The organism is Idiomarina sp. UBA4520, from assembly GCF_002388365.1.
Classification (GTDB): domain Bacteria; phylum Pseudomonadota; class Gammaproteobacteria; order Enterobacterales; family Alteromonadaceae; genus Idiomarina; species Idiomarina zobellii.
The window spans coordinates 13,682-29,917 of record NZ_DGMK01000012.1 but is presented as its reverse complement, the minus strand read 5'-3'; the positions used below and the strand labels follow the sequence as shown (position 1 = coordinate 29,917).

Below are 16,236 nucleotides of genomic sequence, written 5' to 3'. Positions count from 1 at the left end.
CACCTGTTATAACTTAATGATTGTCCTGATAACGCTTGCGGATTTTTTCCATTGCATCCAGGTTATCCAGCATAAGGCCGACTAACTCTGGGTCAAAAAACTGACCGCTGTGTTTCAGCAGATAGTCTGCGGCTTCTTCCGCGTCCTGCGCATCACGGTAGCTGCGCTGAGTGCGTAGTGCATCGTAATGGCTGGTTATTGACAAAATACGGGCATTGAGATTAATGGCGTCGCCGGTTTTCTGCGCGGGAAAGCCAGAGCCGTCCCAACGTTCATGAATGTCCTGCGCGATGCCGGCCGCTATTTTAGCCACTGCAGTATCCGTTTGCTGCAAATAATCATGCCCTTGTATGACTTTTTGCATGATCTCTTCATAGTCATGAATGCTCAGAGCGTCAGCACGTTGCGCTAACTCCAGCTGCACCGACACTTTACCAATATCATATACCGATGCGGCTTGCTTTAACGCTTGCGCCTGCTCGTGGTCACAACCGGCTGCAATAGCCAGCTGTCCAGCCATTTCTGCCGAACGTTTCACGTGGTGACTGACTTCATCAATAGAGCGTTTCTCGATGGCTTCGCCTACGCTGTACAGAAGTTCGCGCTGCGCTTCTCGCTCGCTCTCGGTAGCCTGTAAGTTATCAATGGCAATGGAGCTATTATTCACAAATAGACCTAAGAGGTTTTGATCCAACTCAGACAAGTCGCGAACACCCTTAATGAACAGTAAATATTGGCGTGAGCTACTGGTCTTATAAAGACCGTAATAGTTGTTGTTTACGATGCGAAAGTCGACGTTTTTTGAGCTTTGCTGCATGGGGCGCACAATATCCCAGTCAATTTCGCTATTGACTGGGTCGCCCACAGCCTGCTCGAAGTCCCCAGTGCCGCCAATAATTTCAAAGGGCTCGTTGGTGTCTGAGCTGGCGGTGAGTGCATCAATGCGGCAATACATGGCGTCATCGCTGTGAGTAATTAATGCGACCAACTGCTCTAAAATGCCCTGACAGAGTCCTTGCATTGAACGCGCTGAAAACACTTCCGCTGAGGCATTAATGACTTTTTCGAGTCCGCGTTTATTTCGCTCAATAGCGTTTAAGTCGCGGTAAGCGCGTAAGCATGAGTACATTAATGTGACCAGCTTGCGGTATGTCAGCTCAGTTTTTTCTTTGTAGTCATCAATATCAAATCGGGCAATGACATCTTCTTCTGGCGCCTGACCCGGCTGGCCAGTACGAAGCACAATGCGTATTAAGCGGTTTTTTAATTCTTCGCGCACCCATTTGGCTACGTCTAAGCCAGCGTGGTCGGTTTCCATAACCACATCGAGCAACATCATGGCAATATCGCGATTTTTATTCAAAAAAGCGATAGCTTCCTTGCCTGAGTGAACCGAATGGAACTCCAGCGGGCGACCATCGAGACGAAACTCGCTGAGTGCCATTTTGGTTATCGTGTGAATTTCTTCATCATCATCGACAATGAGAATATGGTACGGTTCGACGGCCTCGTCGCTGACTGACTCTACTTCGTCTTCTGCGAATAGAAAGTCATCACTCATTAGTCGTTGTCTCCCTTCGTATAAACACGTTCACCGGCAACATAGGTGGCTTGCACATTTGTACGCCAAATATCTTCAGCGTCGACTGCAAATGGGTCCTGGTCCACAATAATAAAGTCGGCCCATTTGCCCGGCTCTAAAGAGCCAAGTTGCTGCTCCTGCCATGCAGAGTAGGCGGCATCAATAGTGAAAGAACGCAGTGCTTGTGCACGGCTCATGCTCTCATCGGCATACCAACCGCCTTCTGGCATATTTTCACGATCCTGACGGGTCACGGCGGCATGTAAGCCATAAAACGGGTTGGCAAGTTCAACCGGGAAGTCAGAGCCGGAGGCAACGATAGTGCCTTGTTGCAGGAACGTCTGCCAGGCATAGGCGCCTTTCATGCGCGCTTTGCCTAAACGATCTTCCGCCATGTTCTTGTCACTGGTCGCGTGAGTTGGCTGCATGGATGCGACTAAGTTCAATTCTTTAAACCGGTGCAGGTCATCGGGGTGCACAATTTGTGAATGTTCAATGCGGTTACGCAAATTACGGCCACCCATTGTTTCGTAGGCTTTTTCGATATTATTCAGTACAACTCGGTTGGCACGGTCACCGATAGCGTGTGTATTAACCTGGAATCCGTTTGGAATAATTAACCGGTAAAGCGACATCATTTGTTCTTGTGAGGTCACCATAAGACCGTGATTACCATGGTCGTCGCTATAATCTTCGATAAGCGCCGCACCGCGGCTTCCTAAAGCGCCGTCTGCGTATATTTTGACACTACGAATTGTTAGCTTGTCGTCGTCGGTATGGTAAGGGCCCTCAGCCAAAAGTTGCGGTAGTTTAGGCTCTGTAGCTGCGAGCATGCCATAAATACGCAGCGGCATTAGTCCTTGATTATGTAGTCCTTTATAAACCGATACTTCATCTGCGCTTATACCGGCGTCGTGAACCGACGTAATACCACGCTCGACTAAATGTTCGAAGGCCAGCTGAAACGCCTGTCGTTGTTGCTCAAAGCTAGCTTCCGGTATGACTTTTTCGACCAGTTGCATGGCGTTATCAATGAGTACACCGGTAGGCTCGCCATTTTCGTCTTTAACAATTTCGCCACCATCAGGAGACACGGTGTCTTTATCAATACCGGCTAAACGCAGTGCTTCTGAATTAGCCCAGCCGGCATGACCGTCTACGCGGGTTAGCCAAACGGGGCGTTCATTAACTAACTCGTCAAGGTCGCTGGCGCGCGGAAAACGCTTCTCTTCCCAGTTTTCCTGGTTCCAGCTGCGTCCAGTGATCCACGGCAGTGCTTGTTGTTCGTCAGCGTAGCGTTTAACTCGCTGAGCCGCGTCCTGAACTGATGTGCTGTCGCGTAAATCGACTTGTAATAAACTGTTACCCAAGCCCAGCACATGGCCATGTGCGTCAATGAGTCCTGGGAGAACGGTTTTACCTTGTAAGTTGACGATATCATCCGTACTTGAGTAGCGTTCGTTGAGTTCGTCACCACCAATAGCTTTTATTTTACCGTTGTCGACCAGTATTGATGAAAACTGCTGTAAAACGGCGTTTTCTCCGGCTGGGCTGGTTAATGTATAACCATTGGCATTGGTATATAAGGTGTCAGCGCCTGCAGCCGTGCTTAGAAGCGCGCTGGCAAGAGTCGCTGTAGCTATTGACGTTAACGAAAAACGACGTGAAAAAGACATACTCAAAACACTCTTTATTTTTTAATTTAACTCACACTATAGCGTTTTTTGCCCTGAATAAACCAGACAGCATAATAAACTTTTTGTTAACGAAACTAACAACTCATCTGGGATAGACAACATCGCCGACCGAAATACTTGCTGTCTGTTATATTTTAGGTATGCTAAAAGTTAATTTTAGAACGAGTGATTTGGACGTCGGAATGAAGATTCTCATTATAGACCCTGAGTTTTTTATGCGTGCAGGGCTGATACAACTTTTAACAAACTATGCGAATCAGCCTTCGATTTATGAAGCCGACTCATTTGAGGTCGCTGAAAGTTATTTATCGGCCGATAAATACGACCTTATTTTCCTGGATATGGATTTACCGGACGCTGAAATCCGCCCGGCACTGCAGAAAATTAAAAAAGAAGCCCCTATGGCGCATTTGGTTGTATTTACACGCCCGCGCTCTATTTCGGAAGTGCGCCAGGTATTGGCGGTAGGGGTACGTAGCTATTTACCGAAAGACAGTACTGCAGAGCAGGCGAAATTAGCCGTTCGCGCATTGCTAAACGGCGATCGTTACATTCCCGATGACCCTTACCTGAATGAGCCTCGTGACAAGTCCAGCGGCGCCGAGGGCTTTTTGTCGCCACGTCAGCTGGAAATTATGCAGTTACTGGCGCAAGGTCTTTCTAATAAAGAAATCGCTAACATTTTGGGGATTACCGAAGGCACGATACGTGTGCATTTGTCTGCGATATTTAAAGCCATAAAAGTGTCCAACCGCACCGAAGCGACACTGTGGTATTTGCTGCGTCAAAAGAAGTTAGTTGACTGATAACTCCGTATGTCGTTAAACCATCTTATTGCTGAGCTGGAAAAGCATCAACATGCGCCCACCGAGCAGTGGGACCCACCCTACTGTGGAGAAATTCCAATACGCATTGACGGCGACGGCTGTTGGTATTATCAAGGCAGTGAAATTAAGCGGCAGGCGCTTGTGAAACTTTTCGCTTCGGTGCTTGTAAAAGAAGACGATGACTACTTTTTGATCACGCCGGCTGAAAAAGTGAAAATTACCGTCGATGATGCGCCTTTTATGGTGGTCGATTGGGAGCAACGCACAGAAGATGGTGAAAGCCTCTTGCTGTTAACAACCAATATCGGTGATACTCTTGTTTTGAGTTCTGAACATCCGTTACAAATTAAAGAGGGTGTTCCTTACGTCGTGATGCCAAGAGAGCTCGAAGCGAAAGTGCATCGAAATGTATTTTATCAGTGGGTATCGATTGCACAGACTCGAGAAGTCGATGGAGCGGAAGAATATTTTCTTTCCAGTGCGGGCGAGACCTTTGTGTTGGGCAGTATGAAGTAGGACGTTGCGGTAAATTCGTCTATGGTAAGAACAAGAACAGTCTATCTGGTTGAGCAGCAACCTGAGCGCCGACAACATTTTGAAACGGTTCTGACCTTTATTGGTGAATCTGTCAAAGTAGTCGAGCCGTCGCAATTGTTGGATCTCAGCCCGACTGAAGCGCTCTGCATTATTGCTGGAACCGGGGTTGATAACCTTAGGGACTTAGCCAGTAACGTTCCACACCTGCCTTTTATTTGCGCGGCCAGCGAGCACCAAAGTGCGTTGGAAAAAGCGAACGTCCTGGGCCCACTGGACGACTCTTTTGACTATTCGAGTTTATCGAACCTGCTGCATTACTGTCAGGCCTACCATCAACAAATGCCTGGCCGTAAGATTAAGAAAGAACACCCGAAACGTTCTCACTTAGAGCAAACCCTTGTTGGTCAGGGGCGTGCTATGAAGCATGTCAGACAGCTTATTGAGCAAGTGGCGGGCTCTGACGCAAACGTACTGATTCTTGGCGAGTCGGGAACGGGTAAAGAAGTGGTCGCACGCGGCGTTCACGATTTGTCGCAGCGACACAAAGGACCCTTTGTGCCAGTGAACTGCGGTGCCATTCCTGGTGACCTGTTAGAAAGTGAATTATTCGGTCACGAAAAAGGCGCTTTTACGGGGGCTATAGGCGCTCGGAAAGGACGTTTCGAGCTGGCGCAAGGCGGTACTCTGTTTCTGGATGAAATTGGCGATATGCCAATGCCAATGCAGGTAAAGTTACTGCGTGTTCTTCAAGAGCGTACGTTCGAACGGGTTGGTGGTACTAAAAGTATTGCCGCCGACGTTCGTGTCGTAGCAGCCACTCACCGTGAGCTCGAACAAATGATTATTGACGGTAACTTCAGGGAAGACTTGTATTACCGTTTGAATGTGTTCCCAATTGAGATGCCGGCGCTGCGTGAGCGTCAGGAAGACGTACCGCTGCTTATGCAAGAACTGACACAGCGCTTTAAAAAAGAGCAGGGGGTAGGAGTTCGTTTTACCGACCGAGCGTTGGAATCCTTGTCTTATCATCGCTGGCCGGGCAACGTGCGAGAGCTGACCAACCTTATTGAGCGCTTGACCATAATGCACCCTGACAGCTTGGTTGATGTGTCTGACTTACCTCCTAAGTATCAGCATATTGATCACAGCAGTCCGACCCCCGATTACCCGGAAGAGGTGCTTGAACGTGAAGCACTGAACGCTATTTTCTCAGACTCTGAAGACGACGAGGATATCGAGGAGTCGACAAGCGCTTCATTAGACTCGGAGCTACCCGACGACGGTGTGAACCTAAAAGACATGCTCAGCGAGATTGAAACCGGCATGATAGCCCAAGCACTGGAAAAGTCCGATTGGGTTGTGGCGAAAGCGGCTGAGCTACTCAGTATGCGGCGCACCACCTTGGTCGAGAAAATGAAAAAGTACGGTATTCAAAAAGACGACTAACTCTGCCGCCGATTTTTTGACATCTTAACTCATTGAAATAAAACAATAATTTGCTGGCATCCATTTTGCATTACTAAGCCTAATTAAAACTTAGTGTGAAGTGGGAGATGTCAGTATGGCGACCTACCATCAAATTATTGATGCGATGCCAAATGCCGTAATTTTGCTCGACAGTCACGGTGTTGTGGACTACTGCAATGACAATGCGCAATCATTACTGGAACACTCGCTCAAAGGCGAAGTATGGCGTGATCTTGTCGCGACACTGTTCGCTCCCAAAGCCGATGACTGGCACGAAGTGTCGTTAAAAAATGGGCGACGAGTTCGTATAGATACCTCTGAGGTGAATGAAAAACCAGGCCAGCTAATTGTCTTAACTGATTTAACCGAAACTCGGCAACTGCAACAGCGTATTTCTCACTTACAGCGTTTATCATCAATGGGGAAAATGGTGGCGTCGTTAGCGCACCAAATACGAACCCCTTTGTCAGCTGCGATTCTCTACGCACAAAACTTATCACAAGGCATGATATCGCCGGTTAAGCAGCAACGTTTCTCCCATAAATTACTGTCTCGTTTGCATAACCTCGAACAGCAGGTCAATGACATGCTGTTGTTTGCTAAAAGCGGCGAAAAGCCCGTCTTGGAAGAACTGACAACGGACAGCTTATTGAGTACGGTTGCTTCAAATGTTGAGTCTTATGCGGCACAGCATCATGTCAATATTGTCATGCCTGAATGCGGGCACAGTGCTGTGTTGAAAGGGAATAAAACCGCACTAACTGGTGCATTACAGAATTTGATTAATAACGCCATAGATGCCAGCCAGGCGGGCCAGGAGGTACTGGTCAAAACACATGTCGAAGGTAATAACTGGTGTGTTTCCGTCATAGATGCAGGTGCTGGCATTGATAAAGAAAAGCAAGCGCAAATATTTACGCCCTTTTTTACCGGAAAATCAAATGGCACCGGGCTTGGTTTAGCTGTCGTACAAACGGTTTTACGAGCTCATCATGGCCGCATTGACTGGGAAAGCGAGCCGGGTAAAGGCAGTTGCTTCACACTCTCTATTCCGGTTCATTGCTTTAATGAGCAACCGGTAAGCGAGGTGCGTTATGGCTAACGGTGAAACTATGAATGCACGAAATGTTCTGGTCGTCGAAGACGATGTTTCCCTTCGCGAGGCTATTGTCGACACACTTGAGCTGGCTGATTGTGAGTGTATTGAAGCGGCTAACGGCGAAGAAGCGCTCATTGCGCTGAAAGACAATAAAGTGTCGTTAGTAATAAGCGATGTGCAAATGCCGGGTGTTGATGGCTTGCAGCTGCTGCGCAGCATGAATCGTCAACAGTTTGATATTCCAGTCATTATGATGACAGCCTTTGCCAAAGTTGACGACGCTGTCGTGGCTATGCGTGAAGGCGCTGTCGATTATTTGACGAAGCCGTTTTCCATCGAAAAGTTACAAACACTGGTGCAACGGTATTTACCGGACGGTGCTATTGACGACGTGAGTCCGGTAGCGGAAGAATCGTCCAGTCAACAGGTGTTTGCCATGGCGAAACGTGTCGCAGACAGTGATGCCAGTGTGATGATCACAGGCCCAAGTGGCACCGGTAAAGAAGTGCTGGCGCGCTATATCCATAAACAATCCAGTCGAGCACAGGCGCCTTTTGTTGCCATTAACTGCGCAGCAATTCCTGAAAATATGCTGGAGTCCATGCTGTTTGGCTATGAGAAAGGTGCATTTACCGGCGCAACACAGTCGCAGCCGGGTAAGTTTGAACTGGCGCAGGGCGGTACTATTTTGCTCGATGAAGTCACGGAAATGCCGTTGCACTTACAGGCAAAGCTTTTGCGCGTGATTCAGGAAAAGCAGGTAGAGCGTTTAGGCTCCCGGAAGACCATTCAATTGGATGTTAGAATTCTGGCGACATCGAATAGAGACTTGCAGCAAGCAGTGACCGAAGGCGAGTTTCGTGAAGACTTGATGTATCGCTTAAATGTGTTTCCTCTGCACTGGCGGCCGTTGGCTGAGCGTCCCGCCGATATTCTGCCGTTGGCAGAAAACCTGTTGCAGCGGCACAAACAGCGCTCGGGCATTAAAACGCCAGTGTCGTTTAGTGAGCATGCTAAACATTGCTTAATCCAGTATCACTGGCCGGGTAATGTCAGGGAATTGGAGAATGTGGTTCAGCGCGCGCTGGTGTTGCATCGCAATGAAGTGATTGAGCCTGATGACTTAATGCTGGAGTTAAACCAAAGCACCGAGTCCGATGCCAATAGCGAAGCTGTATTTCCTGAGCAAGTGAGTTACTCACAAAACTCAACGAAAGACACACTCGAAGGTGCATCGGAGTCAGCCGATAAATTAGATGATTCGTTGTTTCACCAAGAGTATCGAATTATTAAAGACGCACTTCAGCGGCACCAGGGAAAACGTAAGCCGGTTGCCGATGAGCTGGGCATTAGCCCACGCACGCTGCGTTACAAATTAGCAAAAATCCGCGAACAAGGTCTCTCCATAAATTAAAGTTGGCATTCCACTTGCATAATATCTGTTAAGAATTGTTAATGATGATTTTTTGACGGGGTGAATTATGAAAGTGGAAGCCAACGCTCTCTACCAGCAGATGCAGGCTATGTCTGCACAAGCGTCTCAAAGCGACAAGGCAACCAATGTAAATGCCCTTCCGGGAAATACTGCGAACGCCGACTTCTCGAATATGCTGAAAAGCGCTATCGATAATGTTAACGAGCTGCAGCAAACCTCGGGCGACTTAAAAACTCGTATGGAGCTTGGTGACCCCAATGTAACGTTGGAACAAACCATGATAGCCAGTCAAAAATCAAGCATTGCCTTTGAGGCAACCGTTCAGGTACGCAACAAGATAGTCGATGCGTACAAAGAAATCATGTCAATGCCGGTATAAACCGCAGTAGCACTGGAGATTTGAATTGTGGCTGAATCAACAGACTTAATGGTGCAGGACAATGCACTTCCGGACTCTCCGGACACAGGCGCTTCGGGTGAAGGCAATGAGAAATCCGGCATTATGGATATGCTGGGCAACTTTGACATGCTGCGCCAGGTTATTGTGGTACTGGCACTGGCTATCTGTGTTGCTATTGCCGTATTCATTATGCTGTGGGCGCAAGAGCCGACCTATCGACCTTTGGGTAAGCTGGAAACCGAAGAGTTAGTCAGCACGCTGGACTATATGGATGCCAATGGCATTGACTATAAAGTGAACGGCAATACGGTTTCTGTGCCTGAAGAAAAATACGATGCGATAAAGTTAGAGTTGACTCGTGCGGGTGTCAGCTATGGCAATGCTGAGTCAGATGGCTCTGAAATTTTAATGAGCGAACCGGGCTTTGGTGTCAGTCAGCGTCTGGAAAGAGAGCGCTTAATTCACTCTCGCGAAGTACAGTTAGCCCGTGCTATTGAAGAGATGAAAAAGATATCAGCCGCGCGCGTGCTGCTGGCTGTACCTAAGCAGAACGTTTTTGCCCGCCGTGAGAAGCAGCCAAAAGCGTCGGTTATGCTGAATGTTCGTGGCGGTACTTCATTGAGCGAAGAAGAAGTCGCGTCGATTGTCGACATGGTGGCTTCTTCGGTTACAGGTTTAAGCACCGAGCATGTCACCGTTACCGATCAGGCCGGCCGTTTATTAAATTCTGGTTCGCAAAGTGCACTGGCTGCTAAAAGCTCGCGCGAATATCAAATTGAACAAAAACGCGAAGCAGAATATTTAGAAAAAATTGACAGTATTCTGATTCCAGTGCTGGGTTATGACAACTATACGGCGCAGGTGGATGTCACTATGGACTTCACTCAGCGTGAATCAACGCAGCGCCAGTTTAACCCTGATATGCCGGCGATTCGCAGTGAAATGACCGTAGAAAATCGTTCTACAGGTAGTCCTATTGGCGGTATTCCGGGCGCGTTAACCAACCAGCCTCCACTAGAGTCGGATATACCGGAAGAGGCGGGGCCAGGCAGAGCCGGCGGTTCTGTGAATGGCAGTAGTCACCGTGAAGCGACACGTAACTATGAGCTGGATAATTCAATTACACACACAAGAAACCAAACCGGTACTATCGAGCGCTTGAGCGTTTCGGTTGCCGTGAACCATGAGCAAGTCACTGGTGAAGGTGGTGAGGCACAACAACAAGCGCGCAGTGCGGAAGAGCTCGCCAATATTCGCCGCTTGCTGCAAGGTGGTTTAGGTTTCAATATTAACCGTGGCGATGCATTGGAAGTGGTGTCTGTACCCTTTGCTCAATTGCCGCAGGTTGGTGACGGTGAAACGCCTTTGTGGGAAGAGCCTTGGTTCTGGCGTGCATTCCGCTTAGTCATGGGCGCACTGGTTATTATGGTCTTGATATTAGCCGTTGTTCGTCCGATGCTTAAGAAACTGATGAATCCTGAAGCGGATGTCGAGGACGATGCAGAAGCGCTTTATGAAAATGAAGAGGAAATGGGCGATGAAACCATTGATCTGTTATCCTCGCAGTTTGATGAGAGTGCGGTTGGGTTTGGTGCTGACGGAAGTCTGCAATTACCTGACTTGCATAAAGATGAAGACTTGTTGAAAGCGGTTCGAGCGCTGGTTGCCAACGAGCCTGAACTGTCTTCGCAAGTTGTCAAAGCATGGTTGAACGAAGATGCCTGATCAAGATATGAAAACTAAACGCGGCAAGGTTGAGTTCGATGTGAACTCCCTTGAGGGCGTTGAAAAAGCGGCTATATTGCTGCTGAGTCTTTCTGAAGAAGACGCAGCACAAATTCTGAAGCACCTTGAGCCTAAGCAGGTACAGAAGGTGGGTATGGCCATGGCAAGTCTGGAAGATTTCAACCAGGACAAAGTCAACGCCGTTCACCATTTGTTCCTGGAAGAGATTCAGAAGTTCACCAATATTGGCTTCAAGAGTGAAGAGTTTGTGCGTAAGGCACTGACCTCAGCGCTGGGTGAAGACAAAGCCGGCAACCTGATTGAGCAAATTGTCATGGGCGGTGGCTCGAAAGGTCTCGACTCATTGAAGTGGATGGACTCGAAGCAGGTTGCCACCATTATTCGTAACGAACACCCGCAAATTCAGACTATTGTTCTGTCGTATCTTGACCCTGAGCAAAGCGCCGAAATTATGGCGCAGTTCCCGGAGAAGGTTCGCTTAGACCTAATGATGCGCATTGCCAACTTAGAAGAAGTTCAACCAGCAGCACTGCAAGAGTTGAACGAGATTATGGAGAAACAGTTCGCTGGTCAGGCAGGCGCTCAGGCAGCGAAGATGGGTGGCCTGAAAGCCGCAGCGAATATCATGAACTACCTGGACACCAATATCGAAGGCCAGTTGATGGACTCTATCCGCGAGCAGGACGAAGAGATGAGCCAGAACATTCAGGACTTGATGTTTGTTTTCGAAAACCTGGTGGATGTCGACGACCGTGGTATTCAGACCTTGCTGCGTGAGGTCGAGGGCGAAACGTTGCAAAAAGCAATGAAAGGCGCAGACGAAGCCGTTCAGGAGAAAATTTTCAAGAATATGTCGAAGCGTGCCGGAGATATGCTGCGTGATGATCTTGAAGCCATGGGCCCTATACGTATTAGTGACGTAGAGGCGGCGCAGAAAGATATTCTTGCGGCGGCCCGTCGATTAGCTGACGCTGGCGAAATGATGCTTGGCGGTGGCGGCGGTGAAGAGTTCCTATAAGGATTAAAGCTGTATGAGCGACAACCGCGACGACAATACGCATTTCAGTCACTGGGATTTACCGGACATGACCTCGCAGGAACTGCGCGAAGGGTCCCAGGTAAATGCGTTAAACAAACCAAAACGCTGGCAGTATGAGCCGCCGGAAGCGGACGACAATGACGAAGAAGAGTTGCAGCCGTTAACCGCTGAACAGCTGGAAGAAATTCGTCAGGCAGCTCGCGATGAGGGCTATCAGGAAGGTTTTGAAAACGGTCGCACAGACGGCCTCAAAAAAGGCTACGACGAAGGTTATGAAGCCGGCAAAGAAGAAGGTGTTGCAGCCGGTAAAGAAGAAGGTATAGCGGCCGGTAACGAGGTTATAGAAGAACAACGAACAAAGCTTGATGCTTTGCTACAAAGTTTGTCGACGCCGAATGAACGTATTACCGAAGCGGTGCAGGAAGAGCTCATTGATATGGTCAGCGAACTGACCCGTGTCATTTGTCTGGATGCGGCTGAGCACTCGAAAGATATGATAGTCAATGCCGTTCGCGAGGCAGTATCGGTATTACCAGTCACCGATCAGCGAGTGGTTATACACTTAAACCCAGACGACATAGAGCTTATTGAGTCGGTTTACAGTGAGTCTGAGCTGAAAGAAAAAGGCTGGTTGCTGAACAAAGATGAATTGCTGGAGCGCGGTGGTTGTCGTGTGACCACCGAGAGCTCGACCATTGATTACAGCTTAGAGACTCGTATGGAAGATGTCTTCAGCCGCGTTAAGGGGTAACCCATGAGCGAACCAGAAGCCCTTATTCATGAACTTCGTAAAAAACGCCAGCGTATTGAAAAGCCGTCGGTGGCGGTATCGGGCTATTTAACTCGCGTTGTTGGCCTAATGTTTGAAGCGGTCGGCTGTCGCGCCCCTGTCGGCTCAAGTGTCGCTGTCGAAGCAGCCAGTGGCGATATTGAAGCCGAAGTCGTGGGCTTTGAAGGTAATATTAGTTATTTAATGCCAACGGAGGACGCGTTAGGTGTGGTTCCCGGAGCTCGCGTACGCCCCTTAAGCCGGAAGAACCAACTGCCGTTAGGCATGGAGTTACTCGGACGGGTTATTGACGCGCGTGGAGAGCCACTCGACGGCAAAGGCCCTATTTTTTCTGACGGTAAAACCTACCGCAGTAAACCCATGAACCCATTGAATCGCCGCCAGGTAAAACAACCACTGGATGTTGGTGTGACAGCAATTAATGCCTGCTTAACCGTCGGGCAGGGGCAGCGTATGGGTCTGTTTGCCGGCAGTGGTGTTGGCAAAAGTGTGTTGCTTGGCATGATGACCCGAGGCACTAACGCTGATGTCATTGTTGTTGGCCTGATTGGTGAGCGGGGTCGTGAGGTCAAAGAGTTTATTGAAGAGATACTGGGTGAGGAAGGTTTGGAAAAAGCCGTGGTTATCGCCGCTCCGGCTGACCAGTCTCCTCTTATTCGTTTGCGCGGTTGTGAAACGGCAGCACAAGTAGCGGAGTATTTCCGTGACCAAGGCTTAAACGTTTTGCTGCTAATGGATTCGCTCACTCGTTACGCCATGGCGCAACGTGAAATTGCCCTGGCGGTTGGTGAGCCCCCGGCAACCAAGGGCTATCCACCGTCTGTATTTGCCAAATTGCCGGCACTTGTCGAGCGTGCGGGTAACGGCGGCGACGGGCAAGGCTCTGTCACGGCGTTTTATACTGTTTTAACCGAAGGTGATGACTTACAGGATCCGATTGCGGACTCAGCGCGAGCCATTCTTGATGGACACATCGTTTTAAACCGTGAGCTGGCAGATTCCGGTCACTACCCGGCCATTGATGTTGAAGCTTCCATTAGCCGGGTGATGCCGCAAGTGGTTTCTGAAGAGCACATGAAACAAGCTATTCAGGTGCGTCAGTGGTATTCGAATTATCGTCGTAACCGAGATCTTATCTCTATTGGCGCCTATACCCGCGGAAGTGACCCGGCTATTGATCAAGCCATTGCAATGCAGCCAAAAGTTGCTCAGTTTCTTCAACAGCCAATGAAACAGGTGGTTAGCTACGATGAGAGCTTGTTGGAACTGAATCAATTAATTCATCCGAATCAGCAACAGTCAGCCGGTAGCTAGATAAATGGCCGAATTAAGCCAACTAAAAATGCTGCTGGACTTGGAACAACAGCGTGAAGATAAGACCGCAAAAGACTTTGCTGAGGTGCAACAGCAGGTTCAGGATAACCAGATGCGACTGGACGGCATGTCAAAATACCGACTCGACTACTTGAATCAGCTACAACAGCGGGGTCAGGGCGGCATTCAGTCGATGCAGGTGAGCCAATACCATGCGTTTGTCGGCAAACTCGATGAGGGTGTTGAACAATTGCACCACGAAGTTGTTAAGTTGCAGCAGGTGTTGGCTCAGCGTAAAGAGCGGTGGTTGGCGCAGCGTCGAAAACGAGAGTCTATCGAGCACCTGATTAAAGAAAAAGAAAAGCGTGAGCAAAAGGTGCAAGCACGTAAAGAGCAAAAGAATTTGGACGACTTTTCCAGCCAACGCTTTATTCGGGATAAAAAAGCCTGACGCAAATAGTTGGAACGCTTCTTGCTTTATTTTGAGCAAGTCAGTTATTCAGGACATGAAACTATGCAACAGCTGCTGAATTTAACAGAATCAACGGAAAACTTTGTCCGCACCGGCGGCAAGGCGGGTGGCAAAGCTTTGGGTAAAGAGCTTTCGCTTGGCGCAGGTGATAGCGCTGAAGGCGAGTTTTCTCGTTTGATGATGCAACAAACCGAAAAAGGCAAAGAGTTCCAGCAAGTAAAGCTGACACCGGAGCAAACCAGTATCAAGAAAGCGATTGGTGATGAAGGGCGTCGGAATGTTGGCGGGCCGGTGGAAAGTAATCTGTTTGAGTTACTGCAGGAAATGCAGCAGCAGATGGCCGAAGTGTCTAGCGAAGAGGGAGAGGCAGAGTTATCGGCCGATGAGGTTGCTGCGGTGGTCAATATTGATGAAACGCAGCTGGAGAAAACCGGTGATATCGAGCTAAGCGACGCTGACCTTGAAGAATTACTGGCTGTGTTTGTGGATAAACTCAGTCATCAACAAGGTGAGCAAAAAGAGTTCTCGGCTGAACAGCGGCAAAGTCTTGCCGAAAGTATGTTGGCAAAAATGACCGACGAGCAGAAACAGCAGTTGATGGAGCAATTAAATGCGATTGCCAAAGGGGGGGCAGATGCAGCCGATCAAAAGTTCATTGTGCAATTGCTTGAACCCATGATGCCTAAGTCCGATGCGGATAAATTGTTGGTTGGTAAAGAGTCTAATAAGCAGGTATCACATGCATTGTTGGCGGCGCTACGAGACGTCGCACCTGAATCAAAGCAGGAGTCACAAAAAAGTTCTGATCCTGCGCAGTTAATGAAACAACTGGAAGCCCAGTTAGCGGCGCTGAAAGAGAACGGCAATACGGATGCTAAGGCGCTTACGGGCAAAGAACGTGGCAAATTGGAACAATTAATGGCAGAGCTTCGTCAGTTAATGGCAGGAGCGTCTGACAATAAAGAATCACTGACGAAAGAACAGGCGACTAAAGCAGAACAACTGATTGCCGATTTAAGACAAACACTGAAACAAAGTAGTGATAAGGCATCGGCGGTAGGAGCTTCGACTGATGCGAAGTCTGGTAAAGCGGAATTTGCGATAAGCGCGACAGACTCAAACAAAGGTCAAAGCGAACCCAGGGCCGAGCAGTTAGCGAAAGCGGATAAAAATACTAAAGCTGAGCTTGCCGCTGACGGTCAGGTAAAAGGCGACAAAGCGTTGAAACCTGATGGTGAGTTGGCGACTAAAACGGCCGAAAATGCCCAGGTGAATCAAGCGTTCAGAAACACAGTCGATGCATTGTCTGATGCTGGAGCCGCCAAAGCAATACAAGGTCAAATGGTGTCGACGGCTCAAGGCACTGTAGCAGCATCAGAAAGCAGCTCGGCGAATACTTTGCAGGCACTACAAAGACCGTTAGATTTGCAGCAGACCGAAGCGTCACAAAAACTGCAAGAGCGCATCAATATTATGATGAGCAAAAACATTCAGCGGGCTGATATACGGCTTGACCCGCCTGAACTTGGTAACGTACAGATACGAGTGAACGTGAGCGGTGAGCAGACAACGGTTCAGTTCCAGGTGCAAAATGCGCAAGCCCGAGAAGCGATAGAATCGGCAATGCCGCGTTTGCGGGAAATGATGGAGCAGCAAGGCCTGAACTTAGCGGATACTCAGGTCGGTGAGCAGGCTAGGGATGGTAGTGATACAGGCGACGGTGAAAATGCCTCAGGATCGGAAGCTGAACACTGGACGCAGGAATCTGAAATCGCCTTGCAGGATGGTCAGGTTGTGACCGATGGCCGCGTGGATTTTTACGTATAACGGT

14 protein-coding genes are annotated in these 16,236 nt (G+C 48.8%); 12 read left to right on the top strand and 2 right to left on the bottom strand.

From position 1 onward, the window contains the following. Nucleotides 1–13 precede the first annotated feature (13 nt). Nucleotides 14–1,561: a response regulator gene (locus B3850_RS05460; RefSeq protein WP_058577391.1), complete on the bottom strand. Its 1,548-nt coding sequence runs from the start codon at nucleotides 1,559–1,561 to the stop codon at nucleotides 14–16. Beyond that, nucleotides 1,561–3,258 (bottom strand): amidohydrolase, encoded by a 1,698-nt coding sequence (locus B3850_RS05455; RefSeq protein ID WP_286875753.1) that lies wholly within the window; start codon nucleotides 3,256–3,258, stop codon nucleotides 1,561–1,563. The genes B3850_RS05460 and B3850_RS05455 overlap by 1 nt, the downstream gene beginning before the upstream one ends. 203 nt (nucleotides 3,259–3,461) lie before the next feature. On the opposite strand from B3850_RS05455, the gene B3850_RS05450 reads away from it, so the two are divergent. From B3850_RS05450 to B3850_RS05395, 12 genes are all read left to right on the top strand, one after another. Then, entirely contained in the window at nucleotides 3,462–4,085 is a 624-nt protein-coding gene (locus tag B3850_RS05450; protein WP_053954037.1) for a LuxR C-terminal-related transcriptional regulator, read from the top strand. 9 nt (nucleotides 4,086–4,094) lie between these two features. After that, nucleotides 4,095–4,622, top strand: a complete 528-nt coding sequence (locus tag B3850_RS05445; RefSeq protein WP_053954036.1) for a DUF1285 domain-containing protein — start codon at nucleotides 4,095–4,097, stop codon at nucleotides 4,620–4,622. 21 nt (nucleotides 4,623–4,643) lie between these two features. Next, on the top strand, nucleotides 4,644–6,089 hold the full coding sequence (locus tag B3850_RS05440) for a sigma-54 dependent transcriptional regulator (RefSeq protein ID WP_053954035.1): 1,446 nt from the start codon (nucleotides 4,644–4,646) through the stop codon (nucleotides 6,087–6,089). 115 nt (nucleotides 6,090–6,204) lie between these two features. Further along, nucleotides 6,205–7,212, top strand: coding sequence for a sensor histidine kinase (locus B3850_RS05435; RefSeq protein ID WP_286875722.1), 1,008 nt, complete (start codon nucleotides 6,205–6,207; stop codon nucleotides 7,210–7,212). Between the two features lie 10 nt (nucleotides 7,213–7,222). Continuing rightward, nucleotides 7,223–8,623: a sigma-54-dependent transcriptional regulator gene (locus B3850_RS05430; RefSeq protein ID WP_286911501.1), complete on the top strand. Its 1,401-nt coding sequence runs from the start codon at nucleotides 7,223–7,225 to the stop codon at nucleotides 8,621–8,623. Nucleotides 8,624–8,690: 67 nt separating this feature from the next. Beyond that, the gene (gene fliE / locus B3850_RS05425; RefSeq protein ID WP_053954033.1) at nucleotides 8,691–9,023 is read left to right on the top strand and encodes a flagellar hook-basal body complex protein FliE; all 333 of its coding nucleotides are present in this window, start codon (nucleotides 8,691–8,693) and stop codon (nucleotides 9,021–9,023) included. A gap of 48 nt (nucleotides 9,024–9,071) precedes the next feature. After that, nucleotides 9,072–10,769, top strand: a complete 1,698-nt coding sequence (fliF, locus tag B3850_RS05420; RefSeq protein WP_414654213.1) for a flagellar basal-body MS-ring/collar protein FliF — start codon at nucleotides 9,072–9,074, stop codon at nucleotides 10,767–10,769. Further along, entirely contained in the window at nucleotides 10,762–11,808 is a 1,047-nt protein-coding gene (gene fliG / locus B3850_RS05415; protein WP_273269435.1) for a flagellar motor switch protein FliG, read from the top strand. The genes fliF and fliG overlap by 8 nt, the downstream gene beginning before the upstream one ends. A 13-nt stretch (nucleotides 11,809–11,821) precedes the next feature. Then, entirely contained in the window at nucleotides 11,822–12,580 is a 759-nt protein-coding gene (gene fliH / locus B3850_RS05410; RefSeq protein ID WP_286875732.1) for a flagellar assembly protein FliH, read from the top strand. Between the two features lie 3 nt (nucleotides 12,581–12,583). Next, a complete protein-coding gene (gene fliI, locus B3850_RS05405) occupies nucleotides 12,584–13,933 on the top strand; it encodes a flagellar protein export ATPase FliI (protein WP_286911495.1) in 1,350 nt (449 codons plus the stop codon). 4 nt (nucleotides 13,934–13,937) lie between these two features. Next, a complete protein-coding gene (gene fliJ, locus B3850_RS05400; protein ID WP_286875737.1) occupies nucleotides 13,938–14,384 on the top strand; it encodes a flagellar export protein FliJ in 447 nt (148 codons plus the stop codon). Between the two features lie 63 nt (nucleotides 14,385–14,447). Next, complete coding sequence (locus B3850_RS05395; protein ID WP_286875739.1) at nucleotides 14,448–16,232, top strand: flagellar hook-length control protein FliK; 1,785 nt, start codon at nucleotides 14,448–14,450, stop codon at nucleotides 16,230–16,232. Nucleotides 16,233–16,236: the final 4 nt, after the last annotated feature.

What these genes read in the sequence shown, in the direction of transcription:
- fliH (WP_286875732.1), top strand. Translation starts at nt 11,822, where the DNA reads ATGAGCGACAACCGCGACGACAATACGCATTTCAGTCACTGGGATTTA.
- B3850_RS05460 (WP_058577391.1), bottom strand. Translation starts at nt 1,561, where the DNA reads ATGAGTGATGACTTTCTATTCGCAGAAGACGAAGTAGAGTCAGTCAGC.
- fliE (WP_053954033.1), top strand. Translation starts at nt 8,691, where the DNA reads ATGAAAGTGGAAGCCAACGCTCTCTACCAGCAGATGCAGGCTATGTCT.
- fliI (WP_286911495.1), top strand. Translation starts at nt 12,584, where the DNA reads ATGAGCGAACCAGAAGCCCTTATTCATGAACTTCGTAAAAAACGCCAG.
- B3850_RS05430 (WP_286911501.1), top strand. Translation starts at nt 7,223, where the DNA reads ATGAATGCACGAAATGTTCTGGTCGTCGAAGACGATGTTTCCCTTCGC.
- B3850_RS05440 (WP_053954035.1), top strand. Translation starts at nt 4,644, where the DNA reads ATGGTAAGAACAAGAACAGTCTATCTGGTTGAGCAGCAACCTGAGCGC.
- B3850_RS05450 (WP_053954037.1), top strand. Translation starts at nt 3,462, where the DNA reads ATGAAGATTCTCATTATAGACCCTGAGTTTTTTATGCGTGCAGGGCTG.
- B3850_RS05445 (WP_053954036.1), top strand. Translation starts at nt 4,095, where the DNA reads ATGTCGTTAAACCATCTTATTGCTGAGCTGGAAAAGCATCAACATGCG.
- fliJ (WP_286875737.1), top strand. Translation starts at nt 13,938, where the DNA reads ATGGCCGAATTAAGCCAACTAAAAATGCTGCTGGACTTGGAACAACAG.
- fliG (WP_273269435.1), top strand. Translation starts at nt 10,762, where the DNA reads ATGCCTGATCAAGATATGAAAACTAAACGCGGCAAGGTTGAGTTCGAT.
- B3850_RS05395 (WP_286875739.1), top strand. Translation starts at nt 14,448, where the DNA reads ATGCAACAGCTGCTGAATTTAACAGAATCAACGGAAAACTTTGTCCGC.
- B3850_RS05455 (WP_286875753.1), bottom strand. Translation starts at nt 3,258, where the DNA reads ATGTCTTTTTCACGTCGTTTTTCGTTAACGTCAATAGCTACAGCGACT.
- fliF (WP_414654213.1), top strand. Translation starts at nt 9,072, where the DNA reads ATGGTGCAGGACAATGCACTTCCGGACTCTCCGGACACAGGCGCTTCG.
- B3850_RS05435 (WP_286875722.1), top strand. Translation starts at nt 6,205, where the DNA reads ATGGCGACCTACCATCAAATTATTGATGCGATGCCAAATGCCGTAATT.